This is a genomic window from Lysinibacillus sp. CTST325, from assembly GCF_054665055.1.
The window spans coordinates 1-22,452 of the sequence record NZ_BAAFHO010000002.1 but is presented as its reverse complement, the minus strand read 5'-3'; the positions used below and the strand labels follow the sequence as shown (position 1 = coordinate 22,452).

The window sequence follows — 22,452 nt, the reverse complement described above, 5'->3', positions numbered from 1 at the left end:
AACAAATCAATAGCTTTGTTCAATAGTTTGAATTAGCTCTTTGATTTGTTTTAGAAACTCATTAGAACTCAATGAATAGTACTTTTCATTCCCATTTCGGTTAAAAGTAATCAAACCAGCTTGTCTTAAAATTTTCAAATGATGGGAAACGGCTGGTCTAGAAAGCTCTATTCTTTCTGTTAATTGATTTACATTTAAGCTATTATGTGTGAGTAAAAGCATGATGATTTGTTGACGATTATCATCACCAAGTGCTTGGAAAATAGGGGTTGATAATTTAAATTTTTCTAAAACTTGTTCTTTGTTATTGCAATTAAAATTTTTCATAATTCCCATCCCTATGTTTAAATTTTTAAACATATTTAATTTTAATTAAAAAACATAATTTGTCAAGATACTCTTTATTTTCTCTATGAAACCCTTTTAGAAAACATTTCCTAATGGTTACAGCCATACAGCTTTTATAAAGCTCCATTCATCAAAAAAAAGCTAGGCTTACAAAAAATTTGTGAATGCCTAGCCGTTTTTTATGCGTGTTCATTTGTTAACCATGACATAACTAGGTTACCACATCATTCTCAACAAATTCTGAACAAATCTTGAAATTCTCTATTTTTTGATCTTTTAATGTATGTTTGTTTTAGGCATAGAGAGTACATTCTGATATTTTCAGCTTGCAAGTAATAATGCGTTTTTACTCATAACTTTCAATCTCCATCTTTTTAGATGGATGTTTTATGGCCCTTTATTTTTCTATAAAATACGTATCGTACTCTTCCTTCAACACATAACCTAACTTTTCAGCTAACTTAACTGATGGCGAATTTGCCCCATCCCAGTTTGGGTAAATTCGTTGCTCTAAACAGTCTAAAATTAGCGATGCAGCTGTTGCCGCCGCTAAACCTTTACGCTGGTGTCTTTCGTCAGTTGCAATTTCAATTTCAATGCCAGCATCATATATACTAAAAGAAGTTGCACCGCAAACTGGAGCATCTTTATACGTAACACAATAGCCAATGCCACGCGCCAAAAAGTCATCATATGACTCAAACTGACTGAAAAAATCTTCAGAAAGTGTTGAAAATGCCGAGTGATTGATAATTGTAGCATTTATTTTTTGTAGCTTATAATCTTCAGGTAAATCATTAATCAATTGTTTTAACTTCACTTGATTGAAATGAGTCATGTCTCTTTTAAATCGATAGCGCTTAAATTTATGTGCCTGTTCTTTGTACTCAAGCTCAATACTATTTTTCCATTCATCCGTATTTACAATAACTAATGGATAGTCCGGTAAATTGCGTAATAATTCCTTGGTACCTGGTACACCTACATCACCGGCATAAAAAACAAATATACCTACGATAATTTGAGCTGCCTTCGGATTTTCTAAACTATCCACATAAGCAGTTCCCATATGCCCCTGTAAATACGACTGAACTAATGTATCCTCTACTCTTTCAAATATCTTAGCTACGTGTTCAATTACTGGCCCTTTTACCTCATAAATCATACATAAACTACTCCCTTATACGCTTTTTAGTTCAAAATAAAAAACCTCGTGTTCTGCCCTTCAGCAGTCACAAGGTTTCATCCACGTTTAAGAGAGTATACGTCTAGTTTACAACGTACACAAACAGTGAGAGAAATTGGACAAACTGAATGGCAAGAACTTGTTTACACGTTTGTTTGACATTATCCATCACCCTCTTCCTTCATTTTTTTCTAATATATAGGAAAAATACAAAAAAGTCAATTGACCAAATATTTTTTAGCTCCTAAATTTAGCAGATGGAATATTAAATCTATGCGTTGTAGCCATTGTACCATCTTGTAAATCTTTATTTGCGAGTCTTGAATAATCCTTTTCTTGTATTCACTTTTTTAATGTTTGAGCTCTTCGACCATACTCGAAAGCTTCATGAGCGTTTTCCAATTTCGAACAGTTGCTGGAATCTCAAGCTTTTTTAAATTATTGCTTAGTTTGGAATTTCTGATGCTGTCAAAAAATAAAAGATACACATCCCTTCCATTTATGACACATAGTTCTCTTTCGTTTGCGAGAGATAAAAACTGGTCACTATTGGCCTTCAAAGGAGCTGCCGGCAACAAAGCAACATGCAAGCATTCCCCCTTACATGATTGCTCCGCTTCTGAAATATCCTGATCAGAAAAAGGGGATTGATTAACAATCTGATGTATTTCCTCTGCTGTCCTAATGACAACAACACTAGAGATCCCAAAATCCTCTTTAATTTTATCGTGAATTTTCGTTTTCAAAAGCTCCTCAGTTTCGTCAGATTCAAAAAGGATGTTTCCACTTTGGATATAAGTCTTTACCTTATGTAATCCTAGTTGCTCAAGAGAACTTCTTAACTCTGCCATGATTATTTTATTGTGCCCGCCTACATTGATTCCTCTAAGTAGTGCAATATATATAGTCATACATTCCCACCTGTCCATTTACAATTTATTTACTAATAATAGTTACATCCTTATATTGCTTTAAAGGCTTATCCTCTAGATAATCAATAATCATTTCATTAAAAATATCGCGGCGCATCGTACTTAATGGATCGAATGCATTTTTGAATAATGCTAGTTTCGCATTTCGAATATGGTTAAATATAGTTCGAGATCCTTTCCCTTCATCAACTCCCGTTGTAACTTTTCCTTCACCACCCATTACAAGCGTAGGCGACTTTATTCGATACAATTGATCAGTGTGGGTTGGAAATGGTGCTTTTTTTATTGCAAGTAACATCTTCTTATCAATCGAAAAAGACTCTCGTAATATCCGTTGCGTATAGGGATCATCCTGATAAAATTTCATCATAATATTTATTATTGTACTGTATGGAAGAAAACTAAATATAAAATTTGAAATCGACAGTACCCAGCCTGCCGCAATTGTGGGCATCTCACTATAACTATTGGAAATTACGAGTTTATCTAAATATGATGGGTATTTTATTGCAAGTAGAGTAGCCAATTGACCGCCTTGCGATACACCGACGACATGAATTTTATTGATTCCAAGTACATCTAAAAAACATTTGATATCCTCCACAATGATATGATAATCATATTTATTATTAGGAAATTCCTTTGTCGTATCACCATGTCCTCTATAATCTGGCATAAGCATTTGGTAACGTGAGGAAAATACTTCAAATTGTGGCTCCCACATTTTCCATGATGCTCCGCTGCCGTGTAAAAACAAAATAGGCGTCCCTTGACCTTTAATTTCGTAATGGATTGTGATACTGTTCGCATAAACTTTTGGCATGAAGACTCCTCCTACTTTGTATTACTACCCTTTCTCTCTTCCCACTGAACTAAAATTTGCTCTGTCTGTTGGATCACAAATTCAAAAAACTCGATACTCTCATCGATGGTTGATACAGCTTGCTCCTCAAGAACTAAATTTTTTGCTCTACGCAAATATTGTGCCATCATTGCACCTTGGGCAATGCTCGTATGCAAAGTCGATGTCCATGCGTCTGAATGCAACTGATAAAAATCTCGCTTGCTACCAGGAATCCCTACTTTACGAAATAAAGAAATTTGAACACCTTGTCGAACGGACAATGATGCCATACCTTTGCTTATTTGCAAGTCATTCACCATGTCATCAAGTGATTTGGGAGCACCTGATATCAACAAGTATCCCCATATTTTACCTAGTGACCTTGCACCACCTGTTGACTCAATATAAGTACCAAAATCCTCAATTAATACCTTCTGCTCGTCGTTTAATTGTATGTTTTTCATAGTACACCTCGTATTGTTTAGTGCGTTTAATATATATTAAACATATTGAATGCAATTTGTAAATTAGATTTAGGTATTATTACCAAAAGAAAAGACACCCATCATATGAGTGCCCTAATACATTTTTTCTTATCGATACGAATCATGTGTAGGCTGAAACAAGTCTTCTTCTGAATTTCTAACAACAGAAAAGTGTTCGACATTGTAATGACCATGAAGTGTATGATTATGATGCTTAATAATTTGTTCTGCACTTAAAACATCATTGTCCACTGTTGAATGACCATCACCAACTAACGTGACATCCAAACCACTAATAGTCGCTGTTCTTACGGCACTATCGATACAGTGCTGCGTCGAACAGCCCATTACAACAACATGTTTAATTTCTTGAGATTGCAAATGATTTAGCAGTTCAGTCCCATGGAAACAATTCGTTGCTTTTTTATCGAAAATCTTCGCTTCCTTAGGTACACGAATACCATTATGAATATCGAACCCTGTCCCTTTACCTTCAGCAACATCAAGATCCCTTACAAACACGATTGGAACATTGGATTTTCTTGCTTTGTCAATGACTAAATTTATATTTCTAATTAGATGTTCTTTATTGAAAACTGCTTTTTCTTTCTCATTGCCATCCATTAATTCTTGCTGAGCATCAATAATAAGTAGTGCTTGATTCAAAAAATTTTCCCCTTTCAATTTGAGAAAACGCTATATAACTATTTTTTAGTTAGACGATTTCCCCTTTTTGTTTATCACGGCACTAACATAATTTTTGTTCATAATATCTACCCCCTAAATGAAATGGTCATTTAAGACAAATTAATTTTACCACATTTTCCTCAAAAGGTAATAATAGGAAAATAATAATATTTCAAGCTCATACCAAAACATGTGGTGATAAGTCACATTTCATTAGTTTTTAACACTATTACATTGCTTAAGTATATAATCCATACATTGAATAGTGTCATCAATGCGTTGTTTTTTCGAATTACAATAGCGTATATTAGAACCTTCTCGGATACTGATGGCTTCGTTAATAATATTGTGAAATTCTTCGGGTAAATGATGTATTGCATATTTACAAGCATCTACTTTTGAAACAATATCTTGTTCTTGCAGTGTGTAAAATTGCCGTAAAATCCCTGTTACTGACCACTCTACTTCTAAATCAACTAATTTATTTGGTATCAAAAATGCTTTATATTTTTTAATTTTTTTCAATCTACTCGACCAATAACTGTTCATATTTTCTAAAACATAATCATCAAGCACTCTTTCATCTACATTGAAGTTATATGTAGCTGCATCTGCCCCTAAAATGGTAATCCCTTTGTTTTTTAAAATCCACCAAGTAATTGGGTTAATAGTATCATTACCCCAATTTGTTTTGCCTTCGTTGACGTTTAAACAACCATTTACCTCACTCTGTTTCTTGCCAATATCCTCAACAAGTAAATAACATCCATCCATCCCTGTATCCTTGTATTTCCGATTTAATTCTTTGTGAAGTTCGGATATTACTTTCGCATCTTCTTCGGTTAAAGATCTATTGACAACTGCAATAAAGTCGATATCACTAGAACCGTTTATGAAAGCGTTAAGAGCAATTGAACCATGTAAATAGAACCCTTCAAGCGTATTCGGTATTTTATTTTGAAATAGGGTTATATAGTCATTTAAAATTTTTTGAACCGGAATAGGAACTCTAGTATCCATAAAAACTCTCCTTTTAATCAAATAATACTTATATTACCAAAACACTCACTATATTTTCCATTATTTATTCGGTTATTATCAAAATGTAGCGACTGGGGACGTCCGATGAGCCGCTTTTGTTGTTGCTGACGCTTCGCTTTCACACAGAAAACATCCGCTACGCTGCAGGATCTCGGGTCAACAGAGGTTTTTTGCGCAAAAGCGAAGTGCTAACAAAGCGGCAGCAGCAAGATGTTGGTCACGAAGGAGTTATCACAGGACATGATGGTTTTAGCCTTCGTTCCTCTATTGATGATCCCCAAGGAATCGCCCAGTCTCCACTCTAATCAATTTACATGGTATAAGTTTCAAATAACATTTCTATTTTGAAGATGAATCAATAATGTACTGATTCAGTTATATTTTTAATGAAATGTAAATTTGAATCCATTCTGTTGTTTTATTGAAGTATCTTTTAAAAATTCATTGGGTATTCTAGGGATTAGATAAGGAGTGGGAGAATTTGTACACAGGTTATATACAAGTAGTTGTTCAAACGATTATTACGTTTTTTGTTCTTCTGACACTTACGAGGTTTTTAGGTAAAAAACAACTAAGTCACTTAACCTTCTTTAACTACGTAACTGGTATTACAATTGGTTCTATTGCAGCCAATATGGTAGTTTTAAAAACAATTGTATTCACAAAATTTTTAGTAAGTTTAATTGTTTGGTGTGCACTTACTACTTTAATTAGTTACATCGCTCTAAAATCCGGAAAAGCAAGAACATTACTTGATGGACAACCGACAATTGTGATTAAAAAAGGGAAAATAGATAGAAAAGCTTTAGCAAACACTAAAATTAATATTGATGACCTGACGATGATGATTAGACAGTATCAAGTTTTTTCAATTACTGAAATTGACTATGCAATATTAGAACCAAATGGCATGCTTAGTATTTTGAAAAAGCCTGAATTTCAAAGCACGCAAAAAATAGATTTAAAAATCTCCCCTTCACCACCGATTTTTATCCCTATTGAAGTTATCACAGATGGCAAGCTATTGAAACGAAATTTACTGGAAGTTGGAAAAAGTAGAGAATGGTTAGATAACGAATTAAAAAAAGCAAATATACAATCAATCGAAGACGTTTTCTATGCAGAAATTCAACCGAACGGTAAAATCTTTATCCAAAAATTTGATTAAGGAAATTTCTAAATCTAGTTGCTTCTCGGTATTTAAAACTTGACAAAAAAAGTTATTTATGCAATAATTTACTTTTACGGATTTTATTTGTACAATAGGATTCTCCTGGCCAGGGGAATCCTATTTTTTTTTTGAAGGAGTGTATTTACATGAACAAAGGTGAATCCAGTTTAACTTCATTAATCTCAGCTTTTAGTAGAGCATATCATAGTCAATTCGATACCCCTAAAATTTTTGATGACTACCTAGCTAAAGAATTGATCACACAACAAGAGTTCAATGACATTCAAACAAATATGGTTCAAGGTATCCAGTTTTTTAATAAAGAAATCGCAGAAAAACTAAATGGACAAACTGAAGAGCTATTAAAATGGATTGTGCAAACTCAGCTCTCCCCTACACCCTTGGCACGTGCAGCATATTGTGAAAAAGTTTTACTGAATGAAGTTTTGCTAGGTTTACAGCAATACGTCATACTCGGAGCAGGGTTAGATACATTTAGCTTAAGACACCCGGAACTTGAAAACATTTTGGAAATCTTTGAAATTGATCACCCTGCAACACAGGAATTTAAAAGGAAAAGATTAGCTGAAGTTAATTTAAAGCTTCCAAGTAATGTACATTTCGTTTCCATGGATTTCACAAAAAAGTTTTCATATCAAAATCTAATGGATAGCGGCTTTGACAATAAAAAAACTTTCTTTAGTCTACTAGGTGTTTCCTATTACTTAACGAAAGATGAAATTTCAAGTTTAATTGATCATTTGTTTGCCAATGTTCCAACAGGAAGTTCGATAGTGTTGGACTATGCAGATGAAAAATTATTTAAAGAACAAGGAATATCAAACCGAGTAGATAACATGGTAAAAATGGCTGCAGCAAGTGGTGAACCGATGCAATCATGTTTTACTTATGAAGAAATGGAAAAAATGTTAGAAAACTCAGGCCTGCTTATTTATGAACATCTATCGCCAGATACAATTAATGAGCTTTATTTTGACAATCGAAAAGATTATTTAACAGCTTTTGAAACGATTCACTACGTTCATGCTGTGAAAAAATAATATAAGTTTGGAGGAATCAAATGAAACTTTATCGTTTTTCTAAAGAGAATGGGAAAAATATAACACAATTTAACTCAAATTTCATTATGTCTCGGGTTATTAACACAGAAGTACCTGCTAGTATCGGGTGCATGTATTTAGAAGAAAACGGTGTTATTGGCTATCATCAAGCTGTGGTTCCCCAGCTATTCTTAATTATAGAGGGCGAAGGATATGTAAGAAATGAACAGGAGCAATATTATCAAGTCCAGCCTGGAGACGCAGTTTTTTGGGAAAAGGATGAATGGCATGAAACAAAAACGGATAAAGGATTAACTGGCATCGTGATAGAATCTGAACAATTAATTCCCGCTGCTTTTATGCCTTTAAAATAACCTACTAATATTATCAATTATGCCTCGGCATAATTCCGTGACATCCGCCGGAGGCTTTTGGCCAACACGAAGTTGGTCACTCAGTCGTTGCCACAGGACGTGGAGTTCTTAGACTGAGTTCCTCTATTTTAGCGGGTGTCCAAACACCCGCTGAAAGAAGTTAAACTATTTCTCAGGCAATTAACTATGTAAGCATAACATCGTATCATATGTTAGTAATGTAAGATTGGTTTAGTCTTACACCTCCGAAGCTTTGTTACTAAGGGTCACTTATAATAATTAAGTGGCCCTCTATAATTTTTCTGTTCAGGTAATAGTGTTTCTATATAGTTTATTGACAAACTCCTAGAGTATTCTACCTCGATCATATAAGATAAAGTTTCGTCTTTCCTTCACTATAATTCCCCAACCCCAAATAATTGTCTGGGAAATTTAGTGGAATCGGAATAAATATCACATCTACTCCTTTCAATATGGTTTATTCTTCATCCTTGTTTTAATTTTTTAACACTCCCCATGAACGCTGGGTTTGTAAAGTAACGTTGGAAATGACTAGACTCAAATTCGAGTTCTAGTCACTTGATTTATTACATTTCGATTATTATTCATTATACTTAAATGTTTTTAAGGAAATAATAAGTGTCAATGCTAGGCATCCCAATAAAAGAAGTAAGGATTCTCCCCATGTACTAAAATTATTTAGAAACGCGGCTTTAATTCCATTTACAAACCATTCAAATGGATTTACCAGACTAATATATTGTATAAGGTTTGGCGCTTTTTCCATTGTATAAAATGCATTACTACAAAGTAACATAGGTATCATCAGTACATTTGCAGTCATACTTAAATGCCCCTCGTTTTTCACGAGACTTGAAATAAAAAAGCTTAAAAAAACAAAACTTAATGAAGCTATTAGGATAATCGGTGTCATATATAAGAGTATTTTAAAAGTAAAATTCAGTTGATTGATAATGATAGCGAATAAAAGCACGATATAAGATAAAATAATCGCAACTATAGCCCATGCACTAGAAATACTAACGATATATTTCCATAAAGGCAGCGGTGTAGCGTGAAGTAAATTATAAACCCCTCTCTTTCTTTGCGATAACGCTATAAAAGCAGTGGTCATAAATGAATAGAAAAATACACTAACGGCAATGATTCCTTCTACGTAATTTCCTGCATAGCTCGGTAAAAATATCTTTAACGCAATGATTGCAGCAAATGGCATTAATATTGACCAAAAGAGTAAATACATATCCTTTATGCTAGATTTCAAATTTAATACGAAAATAACCTTCATCTTCTCGCTCCTCACTTCGTTAATTCAAAAAATAATTCTTCTAAATTTTGCGTTTGATAGTGCTCCATTAAACTATCAGATGAGCCATTTGCCATTATTTTTCCATGATGCATAATCAACACTCTGTCAGCTACATTCATTACTTCCAACATATCGTGGGAAGAAAATAAGACGGCAACCCCGCTATCTTTTAAATGTTTAATAATCTGTTGAATTTCTCTTTGTCCTCTAGGATCCAATCCAGCAGAAGGTTCATCCAAAATGACTAATTTAGGATTATGCAAAGTTGTCACGATAATGGCTAGCCGTTTTTGCTGTCCTACTGACAATTTGATAGCAGGCGTTTTTTTGACCTGCAATAAATCAAAAGCAGCGAGTTTTTCATCAATATCATTTTTTGTTAGCGAAATTCCATAGAATGCCCCAAATAATTTCACATTATCCTCTACAGAATAGCCTTCGAAAAAAGGGGTTGATTGAAGCTGCGTACCTATTTCCTTTTTGTAATCAGATGTCCAGTATTCAATCGTTCCATTGTCTTGAGGAATAATGCCAAGAAGCATACCGATTGTTGTTGTTTTCCCAGCACCATTTGTGCCCACTAAAGCTACTATCTCACCTTCTTTAATGTCAACGGTTATATGATCAACGACACGCCTTGCTTTATAATTTTTTGTTAATTGGCTAGCATTTATTAGCTTTTTCATATTCTCTCCCCTTACTTAACATTGGATATTCAACTTTGAATATCCAATTATTTTTTAACTCTCTCATTCGAGAGAGTTACTTTTTTTCATAATTTCAATAGCTTGATGTACAAATTTTGATTGTACTTGAACAATTTCAAGCATATTATCAAATGCTAGTTGGGTTAATGCTGGTAGTTCTCCTTGCATAGCAATCAATTTCGCCTCATAGCCAGCATTGATCGCCTTTTCTTCTTGTTCCAAAATTATTTTCTGCTTTTCTAATGCATCCACCGCTTTAGCTTTTGGCAGTTTAAATGCAAAGGAGACACCAGAATATAAAGTTGTAGGATAAACTACAGAGGATTTTTCAAGAGCCTCGATAATTAATTCTTGCTCATGTGCCCTGCCCTTTTCAGTAATTTGATAAATTGCTTTTTGTCTATGACCTGTGGATTCAATACTAGCCACCTCTATATAGCCATCTTTTTCAAGTTTCTTTAATGCATTATAGATCGAGCCGATTAGCACACCACCCCATCGTTCAGCATCACTTAATTCAAGCATTACTTTAATATCATAGCCCGTCATTGGTTTTAGCCCCAACATAGCAAGTACTAATAGTCTAGTCATAATAATCACCTTTTTATATTCAACGTTGAATAAATTGAATATAACAATTCTGCTTTTTTTTGTCAACAACTTTTAATTTTTATTGAAATGTTGCAAAAAACAAAATATATTACAATAAAGTATTTTATGATAAAATATATGATATTGCGCCATCAAGGGGCATGAACCAATTTAGGCTGTCGCAAATTTATTTGCGACAGCCTTTCTTTTTAAATAAATTTAGATATATATCCAACATTAGAAAAATGAAAAATGGGACTGCACTCTTGCATCCGTAATTTTCCGATTATTCTTATAATTCAATCAAATGATTTACTAAGATTATTATTAACTGGCCAGGCGTTCTGTAAAAATTCATTAAACGTTAGTATATTCGGTTCATCTGCGCGAACTTTTAAATTAATGGCTGATGTAATGATAGATTCTGAAACATGTTGGAGGATGGTGATCGAACCGTCCTGTATTTCATTCTCAATAGCATTTTGACCTAAAATCGCATAGCCTGTTCCATTCAACACGGCACGCTTTATCATCTCATCGCTTCCACCAACCATAATAGTGGACTGCGGTTGAAATTCGGCTTTTTTAAAGTATTGTTCAATGATATTACTGAAACTACAATGATAGTCATAGGAGATAAAGGTATCTTCTCTTAAAATTTCATGAAAACTTCTTTCTTTGCTAATTGTAGAAGAAGCAACTAAAAATGCCTTTTCCTCTTCTAAAAAAGTTTTACTAATATCGATATCGTTACACTCATTCGCAATAATAGCAATATCCGCTACTTGGTCTCTTACACTTTTAATAGCATGTACACTATTTAGTGGTAGAAGACTTATTCTCACAGTCGGGTATATTTCCAAATAAGCTTTTACAATCGGTGAAAGATGTTGAGTACAATAATATTCTGATGCAGCAATAGTCAGAATGCCAGACGGTCCATGTAGTTCTTCCATGTCTTTTTCTATTTTATCTATAAAAATAAATAAGCTATCGACATGGTCTTTCAGCTTTTTTCCAGCAGCTGTTAGAAGAGTCTTTTTACCAACTCTTGTTAATAGAGTGTGCTTCAGTTCTTTTTCTAAAGATTGTATTTGTATTGTAATAGTTGGCTGTGTATACCCTAATCTTTTGGCAGCCTTTGTAATATTTAATTCTTCTGCGACCACTTGAAAGGTTTTCAAATTCCTTAGTTCCATTTAATCACCGCCTTCTTCCCCCTAATCCCTACATATTAAATCTGTATTTCTATTATAAAGTAATAATTACCCTTCTTCCATTTAAGAAATTATGAGTATTATGCAAGGTCGATATAGAAGCTTTTTTTATCTCTATCCTTCTTTATCAACTATTAAAATTTTTTATGGTAGGCATTTGACGTTTTTTCTGAATTGAGAGAAAATTCTTTCAACATCAATGAAATGGGGATGAGTTTATGATTGATTGGAAAAACATTAACGAAGAAGGCTTATTAGCACCCACAATGGCGAAGGATTTTCCAAATCTTCGGGTAGTAAAATCAGAGGGATTATTTTATATAGGAGTCGACGGTAGAAAGTATCTAGACTTTACTTCAGGCATTGCTACAGAAAATACGGGACATAGACATCCAAAAGTCATTACTGCTATTAAAGAACAAGTCGATCATTTAGTTCATGGTCCTATCGGTATTATTAATTATGATTCAATTATTCTATTAGCTAAGTAATTGAAAAAGATTTTACCAGAGTCATTAGATTGTTTTTTCTTTGGAAATAGCGGAGCTGAAGCAATCGAAGGTGCAGTAAAATTAGCAAGACATGTAACTAAGAGACCTTACGTTGTTTCATTCCTTGGAGGATTCCACGGAAGAACGATGGGCGCCTTAAGCCTTACTACATCGAAAAGTAAATACAGAAGGAATTTACCTGTTGGAGCAAACATGACCTATCAATTACCATATGCTCAATTAACGGAAACACCGGAGGGTTTAAACCACAATGAATACTGGTCAGAACATGTTAAAAAAGATTTTGAACGTTTATTTAATCATCAAGTGTCTCCAGATGAAGTGGCAGCTGTTATTTTAGAACCTGTTCTAGGAGAAGGCGGTTATGTTGTTCCGCCAAAGGCATGGTTACAAAAAATAAGAGAAATCTGTGACCGATACGGAATTTTATTAATCTTCGATGAAGTGCAAACTGGTTTTGGTCGGACTGGTGGCTGGTTTGCGGCAAATCGATTTGGTGTGACACCAGATATTATGGCGATTGCAAAGGGCATTGCCAGTGGCTTGCCCCTTAGCGCAACTGTAGCTTCAAGAGAGTTAATGGAACAATGGACAATTGGTAGTCATAGTACTACATTTGGCGGAAATCCCATAGCATGTGCAGCCGCATGCGCTACAATCGACGTTTTAAAAGATGAAGGTTTAGTGGAAAACGCTAGAATATTAGGTGACTATGCATTAAATAAATTAATACACTTAAAAGAAAAACATCCCTCGATTGGCAATGTTCGTGGAATTGGTTTGATGCTAGGAATTGAAATTATTCATCCTGAAACCCAAGAACCAAATGGTCAGGGCTTAATGAACATCCTGGAGAAGTGTCTGCAAAAAGGTGTTATTTACTATTTGAGCGGTAATAAGGGCGAGGTAATTCGAATGATGCCTCCATTAAATATAGATAAAGAACATTTAGACTTAGGCATTTCCTTGCTTGACGAAGCGATAACTGAATACGAATTGGAATTAAGTTTCGGGGGTGTATAAATGAATATACTGGATACTTTTGTTCTTCTTCTCTATTTTGGGATCTTAATAATTGTTGGCATAATCGGAATCAAAAAAGCGAAATCTGAAAAAGATTTTGTCCTTGCAGGAAGTCGACTAGGATATTACAGCCATGTTGGTTGTTTAGCAGCTGTTATTATTGGTGGTGCAGCTACTATGGGTTCAACGACATTAGGTTATAATTACGGGGTTTCTGGGCTTTGGTTTGTTTCGATGATGGGCTTCGGTATAGCTGCCTTGGGTCTTTTCGTCGTTAATAAAATTGGTGGTTATGAGGTTTTTACTATTAGTCAGTTACTCGGAAAGCGCTTTGGAGAAGGAACTCAGCTTATTAGTGCTATTGTTACAGCCATCTATACCCTTATGGTCGTGGTAACACAAGTAATTGGTATGGGTAATGTAATTCACGTGCTACTGGGCTGGTCCCTTATTCCTTCTATGATTATTGACGGAGGGATCGTGCTCTTTTATACAATCCTAGGAGGAATGTGGAGTATTACCTTAACCGATATTATACAATTTATAGTAATGACAATCGGAGTATTTTTTATTATGTTCCCGTTTAGCGTAAACAGTGTCGGAGGTTTAACAGCTCTATTTAGTAGTGTACCAGAAGCGCATCTTAGCCTTACAAATATCGGCTGGGATCGTATCTTCCAATACTTTTTATTGTACTTCTTTGGTTTAATGGTTTCTCAAGACATCTGGCAGCGTGTATTTACAGCGAGAAGCCAAAAGGTAGCGAAAAGTAGTGCCATATCGGCCGGTCTATACAGTGTTTTATATGGTTTAGTACTAAGTATTGTAGGTATGTGCGCACTTGTGCTCCTTCCAAATTTAGGTGACTCCCAATCAGCGTTTACTAGCCTTGCATTAGAAATTCTCCCACCAGGCTTGTTGGGGCTTGTTCTTGCTAGTGTTTGTTCTGCTCTTATGTCAAATGCTTCAGGAGCTATCTTTGCCTCTGCAACCCTAATCACTAACGATATTATTAAGGTATACGTAAAAAAAGATATGACTGATAAAGATATCATCAATACATCGCGAATTGTTATTCTTGGCTTAGGTGTGTTAGCCATCATTTTCTCAGTATGGATTCAAAACATACTAGTGGCATTAGATATGGCCTATGCAATTTTATCAGGTGCTATCTTCGTACCTCTCATCATCGGTCTCTATTGGAAGCGTGTAACAAGTAAAGCTGCTTTCTATTCTATTATTGCTAGTTCACTAGTTATCTTTATTTCATTTATCATTTTTGGAATTACTTCTACACTACCGATTATTTATGGTTTAATTACTGGACTCGTTGTGATTATTGGTATCACACTTATTATTCCCGAAAATAACATTGATGTGAATAAGGAAAATACGACAATTTAATTAGTAATTTAGTATAAGCTGCACTTCAATTGTTAGACACAACCAACAATTGGAAGTGCAGCTTTTATCTTATCTAGAACGAATATCTTCATTTTGTTATTTCGTCCTACAGAGATCTTTTAATATGTTAATTCAGGTATTTGCTGTGATTAGGTAAAGCAATCTGCTCAAATTCAGTCGCTAACTTATGCAAATTTATAGTAAGCTCTTCCCCTTTCATCGGTAATCCATGACCTGTAATAGCAACTGAAGGCTTTAATGCCTCTAATTTTTTTACAGAATCCCAAGCAGCCTGCCAATCCGTCGTGAAATATCGTGGCGGCCCACTAATTTCCTTTTTTTGTAGCAATACTTTGTAGAGCTACTCTTGTTTAACCGTAACAAAGACATCTCCAACAATTAACGCTCGATCTTCTTCGCGAAATAAAGAAATATGCCCTGGTGTATGACCCGGAGTATGAATCCAACGAAAACCTTGCATAAATGGAATACTGCCATCGGACGGAAGTGCCTCAATGTTGTTTCCTAAGTTGATGGCTTCATTCGGGAAAATGGATGACACTTTTGCTATTAAGCCCCCATTTACAACAGGATCCGGCTCAGAATAATTTTTTTTGCCAGTTAAATAAGGTAATTCTAAAGGATGTGCATAAACCGGCATTCCCCAGTGTTCAATTAGATTAATTATCGCCCCAACATGATCAAAGTGCCCGTGCGTTAAAATTAATGCTTTAGGGCAACTATTTGATCCAAACCTCTCCTCGACTATTGAAATAATTTCCTTTGCACTTTTTGGCATACCAGCATCAACTAATACGAACTCTCTCTTATGAGGTTCACCGTAGAGTACGATATTAACAATTTGAATCGTATGTTGGTATAAATCAGGCAATACTTCTACACCATCTCCACTCCAAATTGATGTTGCTGGAATATATTTAAAGTCGCTACCATAATTCATATCTTTATGCATGGAAAACCCTTCTTCCTTCATTGAAATATAGACAATCCTATTTTTCCTTTCTACAGTAAAGATATAGCAAGAAAAAAATGGGTTTTATATCCGCCTAGGGCTTTAACTTCTTTCAGCGAGTGTTTGAGTACTCGCTGAAAAGTAGCTTAAATCCGCATTCATATCACCTGTTAAAAAACGTCTAGAGCTAACTTCCGCTTCATGTGCCTTTCAATCACTCGTGCCATAGCCTTTATACCTACAAATGGCATCCTCACTTCCGCCTATAAGTAATAAAATAGTTTCATTGTATATTACTACCTGTAAATGTATAATTTTACTGTATTTTGTTCGAAGTTAGTGATTCTTGTTTAAACTTCGCCAAATAAAAACACGGAAAGGAACGTGGGAGTTTGAAGATTGTAGGAATTATTATAGCTATTGTGGTTTTACTTATTGTTGGTTTAATTATTGCGAGCAAACGAATTGTGAAAAACGCCAAAAAATCACAATTAGAAATGGAGGCTGCTAACCCTTTACCGAAGGAGAAACAGCATTTACTTGCCTACGGTGCCAATATAGCTCTTTACCGGTCTGAGTCGCCTCGGATACTGCCAGTGAAGGTAGATTGCGAAACTTTGAAAGAAGGTCTTTCTTCATACTGGGACGTTAGTAATCCAGAGGAGGCTGTAGAAACCCTAGAATGGCTACTTATGGAAGGGCATCGTGCAAGATATGATGAATTCTTTATGGCGTTGAAAGCTGGCCAGACTTTTACAGAGGAAGAAGTGGGCAAATCGCAGAAATGCTATGAATCTGCGCAAGAAGTAATGATGAAGCAGCTTTCCTTTGCAAAATCAGACTATGACCGTGTCGACACTATTGCCGCATGGGATTTTGACCGAGCTGTAAATATTGCAAGATGGAGCTACATAGTTGGTTATTTAACCGAAGAACAGGCATGGAGCTACATAGCAAGAGCAGCTGATGCCGGCAGCCATTTCTTCCAATCATGGAATGACTATTTTATTTCATTTGCATTTGGTCGCGCCATTGCTTACGAGGGTGACATATACGACATCATTTGGAGTGGAAAAGAATTACTCAAAGAAGATGGCTCGATTTGGAATGAATTTAGTATTAAGCGATCAACGGTACAAAAAGTCTAAAACTTAACGTTGGACAAGGTCTAAGAGAATTTTCTACTTGGAATACAAAGAAATAAATGATGTTTAAAACAAAAACCTGCTAGATATTTAGCTACTTTCTTAGCTAAAATCTAGCAGGTTTATTTATTTACGAACAGCTTCAAATGTAATTAGTGAATGCTCTTTTAAAGGCTTCTTGTTATAAATATATTCAGCGGAACAACTAATATCAGAAAAACCTAAGCTTGTTAATATGTGCTGGAATTCTTCTATTCCGTACCATCGCACCGGAAATCTTTGCAATTCTGAATCTATTAATTTACCATTTCTCCATTTTTCATATTTCAAAACGGTTAGCGTATATTGATCGATCCAGTTCATTTCAACGGCTTTTCTTTCTATTGAAATTCCTTCCTCTTGCGAAATTTCATAGTAGGATGAAGTAATTTCCCCTGTTCGCCAGTCTGTAGGTATAAGCAAGTCTAAAATTAAGCGTCCTCCAGGTATCAAATGATTATACATACATTTTAATGCATCCATTGCATCTTTTGAATTCTCGATTAAACAGAACGAACCTGTCGGCATAACAATTGCTTCATATTTCGAGTCTATTGAAAAGTTGCTCAAGTTACCTTCAAATAGATTTGGCATGAATCCTCTTTCTTCACAACGTTTTCTGCATAAATCTAACATTTCAGGCGAATAGTCAATTCCCTCAACATTATATCCCTTTTCAAGTAAAGGAATTAAGAAACGTCCCGAACCTACTCCCGCTTCAAGCACTTTTCCCTTAGTTTCTTTCAATCGTTCAAGATAATACTCAATATCTCCACCAATAGAATATCCTACTGGTTTTGTTAAATCATAAAGTTCTGTACATAAAGGTCCGTAATTACTATACATTTCAATTCCTCCGATTTCGTGCAGAAGAATCTATTATTCTTACTTCTTCCACACCTTATATTTGTTTGTTGGAAAAATAGAGCTGACTATCATCATAAATCACTCGCTTTCTGTATAATATAGTAAAATTATACATAATAAAGTATTATTGCACAATATGTCTATTTTATTTCTTATCATCAATAGTGAGGATTTCACTAGTGATGAAGAGTCTATTTTAGAAAGAGGTTATTGTACGGATTATTTATAAGGATTCAAAACTCAATGGAATATTGCCTCTTCAACTTAAAGGGGAAAAAATAAGGAGAGAATACTATGAATAAAGAAAAAGTGTTTGCAGAGTTCCCATTATTAAACTCCGAAAAGCTAGTACTAAAAAAAATTGAAGTTGCTCATTTACAGGAACTATTTGCGATTTATGATAATGAAAAAGTATTTGAATACTGCGGGATAATCCCTAAACATAATATCCAAACAGTGAGTAAAATGATTGGGCATTTTGATAGAGATTACAAGAAGAAAAGCATAGTTAAATGGGGCATTTTTCAAAAATCTCATAGCGATCAATTAGTAGGTATTATAGAAGCAATGGAATATAATCAAAAAGTGAATATGGTGACGATTGGTTACTATTTAGCAGAGGACTATTGGGGTAAGGGCCTTGCAACTGATGCGGTTAACATACTTGTCAAATTTTTATTTGAGGAAGTTAATATAAATCGAATACAAGCCGAAGTAATGCCGTTAAATGAAGCATCTAAAAAGGTTCTCCTGAAAAATGGTTTTTTAAAAGAAGGACTTTTGAGACAAGCTAAAGTATGGTCTGGTAAAGGTGTTGTAGATTTAGAAATATACAGTTTACTTAAAGAAGAGTACATGGTGAACTAAATAATTAGGTACTCTTTCGTCAAAGGTGCATATACAGATAATTCTTTCGGACATCATTTATGAGATAATGGATTAATATTAACAACCGAAAGAGTGATTCTATTGACTAATGGGCATAAACCTATCAACTTTCAATACCGTAAAATGCGAGTATCTTATTTGATAGCTATTGCTATCACCATTTCACTCGGCTTTGCTTCTAGAAATTGGAGTACCCTACTCCCATCATTTGTAGCGCAGAACGCAGGAGACATGCTATGGGCTATGATGGTCTATTTCGGGTTTCGATTGTTGCTAGTGCGTAAGAACACCCTCACAGCCATTTGGCTCAGTTTTTTGTTTAGCTTCGGCATTGAATTTAGCCAGTTGTATCAGGAAGACTGGATTAATCAGATTCGTAGGACAACGCTCGGGGCTTTGATACTTGGCAAAGGTTTTCTAGTAGAAGATTTGGTTCGATATACAGTAGGAATCATAATAGCTACTGTATTAGATAAGATGGCACTTAAGTTCTCTTTTCGAAATTAAATCAAAAATTATCAATCAGTTGCTTTGACATAAGTTCCGCTCCGTTTAGCTGTTTTTCCATTATAAAAAAAATCACCCTATAAGAGAGCCTTTTTTAAGTGACTATCTTATAGGGTATATTTTATTAAACATAGGATTTTGATCAAACTTTATTTAAAATTATCCCCATAAGAAACTGGTTATTTATTCTTTTCTATTCATTAATCCAATCAATTAATTCCCTATCAAAAATATCCGGTTCCTCAAACATTGGGTTATGGCCACTTTTTTCAAAAATGACCTTCTTCACATTTTCATTTGAATAATCAATTACATCCCAGAGTGAGACAGGAGCGACTAAATAATCATACCTTCCTAACCCTACAAAAATAGGTTTATCTAATTGAGCCATAGATTGGATTAGATTTCGTTCAGCAAAAGCTACACCCCAAAGGTAATCAATAACTTCCATATTTGTATAGACGCCATCCCACATATAAGCAGCATCGAACGTATAATCATAAAAGCTATGCGCTCCCATGAGAATACACATATGCACAAATCGTCTTTCTGGATCATTGTGAATATCATTCTCTAAGAAGGCAATATCATGCTCAAATTGCTTTTTACGCTGAGCGCTGGCAGTTTCATTAAAAAATGAAAAACTTTGCCGTTGCCTCTCTTGACTGTTTGTCGGTGCTGAATTTAATAAAATAACCTTCTGAACATATTGAGGATATTTTTCAGCATAAGCCAAAGCCATAAATGCGTGCCCAGAATGTCCTAAAATGATGAAATCCTCAAGCTTTAGCCATTGTCTTGCTGTTTCGATATCCTCGACAATTTTATCCAAAGTATAGTCTTCTTTCTTTAAAGAACGGGGAGGCTTCACAAAACCTCTATGATCTAAGAAGATAAATTGAAAATGTTTATATAAATTTTCCGAGAACAAGCGTGGATAATATACACTGCTACCCACTACCAATATCGGCTTACCTTGTCCCTTCACACAATATTTTAAATCAAATCCTTCACTAAAGATGCTTTGATAATTATTCATTATAATCGTCCTCTTTTCTTTTTATATAGAAGAGCTTCATATTGTACTCTTCTTTCTATCACTCCCTTTCTTTTTTACATTCCCGTGTTTTCTCCATAGAACGCTCAAGCATTCTAATTCACCCCATTATTGTTTTATTAATTGAAAAACGATCGTTGAGCCGCTTCGTTGTTGTCGATATATTTTTCTATTCGATATGTCTGATAATATAGAAAAGTGAATTTTAAAAACTTGAGCCAAGTATACAATATTAATTCAAAAGTTTAAAATTATTAAATATTAAGAAAAATAGAAAGTAAGAGGATACTAGAAAATGGATAAGCGATTAGAACACATCATTACATTAAGAGAAAATGGTCGATTAGAAGAAGCGAATCAATTAATGGTAGCTCTAGTTAATGAAGAGCCTGAAAATGGTTACTACCAATTTCAATGTGCATGGACATATGATTCATTAGGAAAAGAACAAGAAGCTGTCCCTCACTATGAAAAAGCGATTCAATTAGGGCTTAAACCCGAATTTTTAGTAGATGCTTATTTAGGATTAGGTAGCACCTATCGTACATTAGGACAATATGAACAGTCAAAACGTATTTTCGAACAAGCTCTAAGCGAATTTCCAGAAGCCGAACATTTAAAGGTTTTCTATGCCATGACACTCTATAATCTTAGTAAGCATTCAAAGGCTATGGGAACTTTATTAAACACAGTAGTTCACACTACTAATCATAAAGGCATAAAAGATTACAGCAAGGCCATTAAGTTTTACAGTGATAAGCTAGATCAAACTTGGGAATAACACAATAAAAGATCAGGCTCCTATTTGTGAACCTGATCTTTTCATATTACTTAACAATATTTGTCTTTTTAACAGTAGAAAAAATTGCAACGAATAGTATTGAAATTATACCACTAAAGAAAAATAAATAACTTAAAGCTTGTCAAATGTGAGCAATATGATAGAATGAGAACATGTATTCGTTCTCTCTTGATTTTCTTAACGGGAATATTTTGTTATGATAATAAATTGGGTGCGAGAATTAGTCTTAAAATATAATATTTAACGTCGGATAATCTGTTATTTTTATAAGGATAAAAAACAATTTGTTCAGTGATTGATTGAAGTAATGACTGAGCTACTCCTTATGGATCAGCGTCATAGATGAGACTGTGGAGCGAGTAGAGAAACGAAGGCTCATCGACCGCCCCCAGGAATGCGCTCAATTGAACGTAAATATTTTGAAAAAAGATTGATCAAAACATGCTCTTATTTGAATGTGGTAGATTCACTTCTTAAAGCTTGATTATTTTTGAAATCCTTATTGCACGAAAGCACCTCGTTACTTCAAAAAGAACACCCCTTGAATATAAAAAAGCAAACATCGTAACAAAAATACACGAATATCCCCTAATTACTTTACTTAACGATAAACTCATACCTATATAGAATATTGTAAAGAAATTACTGTATTTTTATTTTGCATGCATCCGTTTGAAACCATAATATTTCTCATTGGAATATTATCAATTTGAGTCATCCCTAAATAAGACGTAGCTTTAAATTCATTTTTCCATCTGTGTAATCCTAGTATCACCCAAATTAAAAGAAACCACCTCATATGAGATGGTTACCTCTTAACATTATTGTGCTTACGGGCCCTTTAGTGAATAGTTAGATGTCATAAATAGTATCTTATTAATGAATACCAAGATGCTTTTCGAACCAATTGCAAGCTTCAAGCTTCATATAATAATTAAATTGGTGATTGACAAAAGGCATGCTGAGTCGAAGATTTTCTGGCTGTTCAGCGTACAATGGTAACAACTTTTCATAGAGTTCTAATGAATAAGTAAATAGTGAATCAGTATCTTGATCACCATTTATAATTAGTATATAAATGCTAATTTAAATATGTACATTCCTGCTTGAATAACGATGTACAAAAATACTCTCCCATTTCATACTAATACTGAGGTGTTAGTATGCATATTCAATTAGAGATTGAGACAGAATTTAAAATTAATAGTCTTTCAGATTTAGCAAATTTTAAACAAGTAATGGAGCATTTAAACATGAAGAT

The 22,452-nt window shown here is 34.4% G+C and carries 21 protein-coding genes and 2 pseudogenes; 9 read left to right on the top strand and 14 right to left on the bottom strand.

Annotated features, from left to right (window positions below; translation table 11 throughout):
- Nucleotides 1–6 precede the first annotated feature (6 nt).
- From ACYQ73_RS05475 to ACYQ73_RS05445, 7 genes are all read right to left on the bottom strand, one after another.
- On the bottom strand, nucleotides 7–327 hold the full coding sequence (locus ACYQ73_RS05475; protein ID WP_460012300.1) for an ArsR/SmtB family transcription factor: 321 nt from the start codon (nucleotides 325–327) through the stop codon (nucleotides 7–9).
- A gap of 418 nt (nucleotides 328–745) precedes the next feature.
- Nucleotides 746–1,513 (bottom strand): GNAT family N-acetyltransferase, encoded by a 768-nt coding sequence (locus ACYQ73_RS05470; protein ID WP_460011541.1) that lies wholly within the window; start codon nucleotides 1,511–1,513, stop codon nucleotides 746–748.
- 371 nt (nucleotides 1,514–1,884) lie between these two features.
- A complete protein-coding gene (locus ACYQ73_RS05465) occupies nucleotides 1,885–2,445 on the bottom strand; it encodes a DUF1697 domain-containing protein (protein WP_460011540.1) in 561 nt (186 codons plus the stop codon).
- 25 nt (nucleotides 2,446–2,470) lie between these two features.
- Nucleotides 2,471–3,289 carry an alpha/beta fold hydrolase gene (locus ACYQ73_RS05460; protein WP_460011539.1) on the bottom strand — a complete coding sequence of 273 codons (819 nt, stop codon included), beginning with the start codon at nucleotides 3,287–3,289 and terminating at the stop codon, nucleotides 2,471–2,473.
- 11 nt (nucleotides 3,290–3,300) lie between these two features.
- Nucleotides 3,301–3,774, bottom strand: coding sequence for a GbsR/MarR family transcriptional regulator (locus tag ACYQ73_RS05455; protein WP_460011538.1), 474 nt, complete (start codon nucleotides 3,772–3,774; stop codon nucleotides 3,301–3,303).
- Between the two features lie 129 nt (nucleotides 3,775–3,903).
- A complete protein-coding gene (locus ACYQ73_RS05450) occupies nucleotides 3,904–4,461 on the bottom strand; it encodes a cysteine hydrolase family protein (RefSeq protein WP_460011537.1) in 558 nt (185 codons plus the stop codon).
- Nucleotides 4,462–4,695: 234 nt separating this feature from the next.
- On the bottom strand, nucleotides 4,696–5,502 hold the full coding sequence (locus ACYQ73_RS05445; RefSeq protein WP_460011536.1) for an aminoglycoside adenylyltransferase domain-containing protein: 807 nt from the start codon (nucleotides 5,500–5,502) through the stop codon (nucleotides 4,696–4,698).
- Between the two features lie 502 nt (nucleotides 5,503–6,004).
- Here ACYQ73_RS05445 and ACYQ73_RS05440 point away from each other — a divergent pair.
- From ACYQ73_RS05440 to ACYQ73_RS05430, 3 genes are all read left to right on the top strand, one after another.
- Complete coding sequence (locus ACYQ73_RS05440; RefSeq protein WP_460011535.1) at nucleotides 6,005–6,691, top strand: YetF domain-containing protein; 687 nt, start codon at nucleotides 6,005–6,007, stop codon at nucleotides 6,689–6,691.
- Nucleotides 6,692–6,840: 149 nt separating this feature from the next.
- Nucleotides 6,841–7,755 (top strand): class I SAM-dependent methyltransferase, encoded by a 915-nt coding sequence (locus tag ACYQ73_RS05435; protein WP_460011534.1) that lies wholly within the window; start codon nucleotides 6,841–6,843, stop codon nucleotides 7,753–7,755.
- A gap of 20 nt (nucleotides 7,756–7,775) precedes the next feature.
- The gene (locus ACYQ73_RS05430; protein ID WP_460011533.1) at nucleotides 7,776–8,129 is read left to right on the top strand and encodes a cupin domain-containing protein; all 354 of its coding nucleotides are present in this window, start codon (nucleotides 7,776–7,778) and stop codon (nucleotides 8,127–8,129) included.
- A gap of 601 nt (nucleotides 8,130–8,730) precedes the next feature.
- Here the strand turns inward: ACYQ73_RS05430 and ACYQ73_RS05425 are convergent.
- The 4 genes from ACYQ73_RS05425 to ACYQ73_RS05410 all read right to left on the bottom strand — a co-directional run bounded on the left by ACYQ73_RS05425 (nucleotide 8,731) and on the right by ACYQ73_RS05410 (nucleotide 11,956).
- Nucleotides 8,731–9,438, bottom strand: coding sequence for an ABC transporter permease (locus ACYQ73_RS05425; RefSeq protein ID WP_460011532.1), 708 nt, complete (start codon nucleotides 9,436–9,438; stop codon nucleotides 8,731–8,733).
- An 11-nt stretch (nucleotides 9,439–9,449) separates the two neighbouring features.
- On the bottom strand, nucleotides 9,450–10,145 hold the full coding sequence (locus tag ACYQ73_RS05420; protein WP_460011531.1) for an ABC transporter ATP-binding protein: 696 nt from the start codon (nucleotides 10,143–10,145) through the stop codon (nucleotides 9,450–9,452).
- A 63-nt stretch (nucleotides 10,146–10,208) separates the two neighbouring features.
- Nucleotides 10,209–10,757, bottom strand: a complete 549-nt coding sequence (locus tag ACYQ73_RS05415) for a PadR family transcriptional regulator (protein WP_460011530.1) — start codon at nucleotides 10,755–10,757, stop codon at nucleotides 10,209–10,211.
- A gap of 299 nt (nucleotides 10,758–11,056) precedes the next feature.
- Nucleotides 11,057–11,956, bottom strand: a complete 900-nt coding sequence (locus ACYQ73_RS05410; RefSeq protein ID WP_460011529.1) for a LysR family transcriptional regulator — start codon at nucleotides 11,954–11,956, stop codon at nucleotides 11,057–11,059.
- A gap of 236 nt (nucleotides 11,957–12,192) precedes the next feature.
- On the opposite strand from ACYQ73_RS05410, the pseudogene ACYQ73_RS05405 reads away from it, so the two are divergent.
- Both ACYQ73_RS05405 and ACYQ73_RS05400 read left to right on the top strand, forming a co-directional pair.
- Nucleotides 12,193–13,509: pseudogene (locus ACYQ73_RS05405) on the top strand (aspartate aminotransferase family protein).
- Nucleotides 13,510–14,913: a sodium:solute symporter family protein gene (locus ACYQ73_RS05400; protein WP_460011528.1), complete on the top strand. Its 1,404-nt coding sequence runs from the start codon at nucleotides 13,510–13,512 to the stop codon at nucleotides 14,911–14,913.
- A gap of 127 nt (nucleotides 14,914–15,040) precedes the next feature.
- Here ACYQ73_RS05400 and ACYQ73_RS05395 read toward each other — a convergent pair.
- A pseudogene (locus ACYQ73_RS05395) lies at nucleotides 15,041–15,886 on the bottom strand (MBL fold metallo-hydrolase).
- 392 nt (nucleotides 15,887–16,278) lie between these two features.
- Between ACYQ73_RS05395 and ACYQ73_RS05390 the strand changes: the two are divergent.
- The gene (locus ACYQ73_RS05390; protein ID WP_460011527.1) at nucleotides 16,279–17,034 is read left to right on the top strand and encodes a DUF1266 domain-containing protein; all 756 of its coding nucleotides are present in this window, start codon (nucleotides 16,279–16,281) and stop codon (nucleotides 17,032–17,034) included.
- Between the two features lie 123 nt (nucleotides 17,035–17,157).
- On the opposite strand, the gene ACYQ73_RS05385 is transcribed toward ACYQ73_RS05390, so the two are convergent.
- Nucleotides 17,158–17,916: a class I SAM-dependent methyltransferase gene (locus tag ACYQ73_RS05385; protein ID WP_460011526.1), complete on the bottom strand. Its 759-nt coding sequence runs from the start codon at nucleotides 17,914–17,916 to the stop codon at nucleotides 17,158–17,160.
- 315 nt (nucleotides 17,917–18,231) lie between these two features.
- On the opposite strand from ACYQ73_RS05385, the gene ACYQ73_RS05380 reads away from it, so the two are divergent.
- Both ACYQ73_RS05380 and ACYQ73_RS05375 read left to right on the top strand, forming a co-directional pair.
- The gene (locus tag ACYQ73_RS05380) at nucleotides 18,232–18,804 is read left to right on the top strand and encodes a GNAT family N-acetyltransferase (protein ID WP_460011525.1); all 573 of its coding nucleotides are present in this window, start codon (nucleotides 18,232–18,234) and stop codon (nucleotides 18,802–18,804) included.
- Between the two features lie 93 nt (nucleotides 18,805–18,897).
- Complete coding sequence (locus ACYQ73_RS05375; RefSeq protein WP_460011524.1) at nucleotides 18,898–19,332, top strand: ribosomal maturation YjgA family protein; 435 nt, start codon at nucleotides 18,898–18,900, stop codon at nucleotides 19,330–19,332.
- Nucleotides 19,333–19,525: 193 nt separating this feature from the next.
- On the opposite strand, the gene ACYQ73_RS05370 is transcribed toward ACYQ73_RS05375, so the two are convergent.
- The gene (locus tag ACYQ73_RS05370) at nucleotides 19,526–20,371 is read right to left on the bottom strand and encodes an alpha/beta fold hydrolase (protein WP_460011523.1); all 846 of its coding nucleotides are present in this window, start codon (nucleotides 20,369–20,371) and stop codon (nucleotides 19,526–19,528) included.
- A 313-nt stretch (nucleotides 20,372–20,684) separates the two neighbouring features.
- Between ACYQ73_RS05370 and ACYQ73_RS05365 the strand changes: the two genes are divergently transcribed.
- Nucleotides 20,685–21,170 (top strand): tetratricopeptide repeat protein, encoded by a 486-nt coding sequence (locus ACYQ73_RS05365; protein ID WP_460011522.1) that lies wholly within the window; start codon nucleotides 20,685–20,687, stop codon nucleotides 21,168–21,170.
- The last annotated feature ends 1,282 nt before the right edge of the window (nucleotides 21,171–22,452 follow it).

What these genes read in the sequence shown, in the direction of transcription:
- ACYQ73_RS05455 (WP_460011538.1), bottom strand. Translation starts at nt 3,774, where the DNA reads ATGAAAAACATACAATTAAACGACGAGCAGAAGGTATTAATTGAGGAT.
- ACYQ73_RS05470 (WP_460011541.1), bottom strand. Translation starts at nt 1,513, where the DNA reads ATGATTTATGAGGTAAAAGGGCCAGTAATTGAACACGTAGCTAAGATA.
- ACYQ73_RS05380 (WP_460011525.1), top strand. Translation starts at nt 18,232, where the DNA reads ATGAATAAAGAAAAAGTGTTTGCAGAGTTCCCATTATTAAACTCCGAA.
- ACYQ73_RS05415 (WP_460011530.1), bottom strand. Translation starts at nt 10,757, where the DNA reads ATGACTAGACTATTAGTACTTGCTATGTTGGGGCTAAAACCAATGACG.
- ACYQ73_RS05365 (WP_460011522.1), top strand. Translation starts at nt 20,685, where the DNA reads ATGGATAAGCGATTAGAACACATCATTACATTAAGAGAAAATGGTCGA.
- ACYQ73_RS05430 (WP_460011533.1), top strand. Translation starts at nt 7,776, where the DNA reads ATGAAACTTTATCGTTTTTCTAAAGAGAATGGGAAAAATATAACACAA.
- ACYQ73_RS05370 (WP_460011523.1), bottom strand. Translation starts at nt 20,371, where the DNA reads ATGAATAATTATCAAAGCATCTTTAGTGAAGGATTTGATTTAAAATAT.
- ACYQ73_RS05475 (WP_460012300.1), bottom strand. Translation starts at nt 327, where the DNA reads ATGAAAAATTTTAATTGCAATAACAAAGAACAAGTTTTAGAAAAATTT.
- ACYQ73_RS05465 (WP_460011540.1), bottom strand. Translation starts at nt 2,445, where the DNA reads ATGACTATATATATTGCACTACTTAGAGGAATCAATGTAGGCGGGCAC.
- ACYQ73_RS05410 (WP_460011529.1), bottom strand. Translation starts at nt 11,956, where the DNA reads ATGGAACTAAGGAATTTGAAAACCTTTCAAGTGGTCGCAGAAGAATTA.
- ACYQ73_RS05435 (WP_460011534.1), top strand. Translation starts at nt 6,841, where the DNA reads ATGAACAAAGGTGAATCCAGTTTAACTTCATTAATCTCAGCTTTTAGT.
- ACYQ73_RS05445 (WP_460011536.1), bottom strand. Translation starts at nt 5,502, where the DNA reads ATGGATACTAGAGTTCCTATTCCGGTTCAAAAAATTTTAAATGACTAT.
- ACYQ73_RS05400 (WP_460011528.1), top strand. Translation starts at nt 13,510, where the DNA reads ATGAATATACTGGATACTTTTGTTCTTCTTCTCTATTTTGGGATCTTA.
- ACYQ73_RS05460 (WP_460011539.1), bottom strand. Translation starts at nt 3,289, where the DNA reads ATGCCAAAAGTTTATGCGAACAGTATCACAATCCATTACGAAATTAAA.
- ACYQ73_RS05385 (WP_460011526.1), bottom strand. Translation starts at nt 17,916, where the DNA reads ATGTATAGTAATTACGGACCTTTATGTACAGAACTTTATGATTTAACA.
- ACYQ73_RS05425 (WP_460011532.1), bottom strand. Translation starts at nt 9,438, where the DNA reads ATGAAGGTTATTTTCGTATTAAATTTGAAATCTAGCATAAAGGATATG.
- ACYQ73_RS05420 (WP_460011531.1), bottom strand. Translation starts at nt 10,145, where the DNA reads ATGAAAAAGCTAATAAATGCTAGCCAATTAACAAAAAATTATAAAGCA.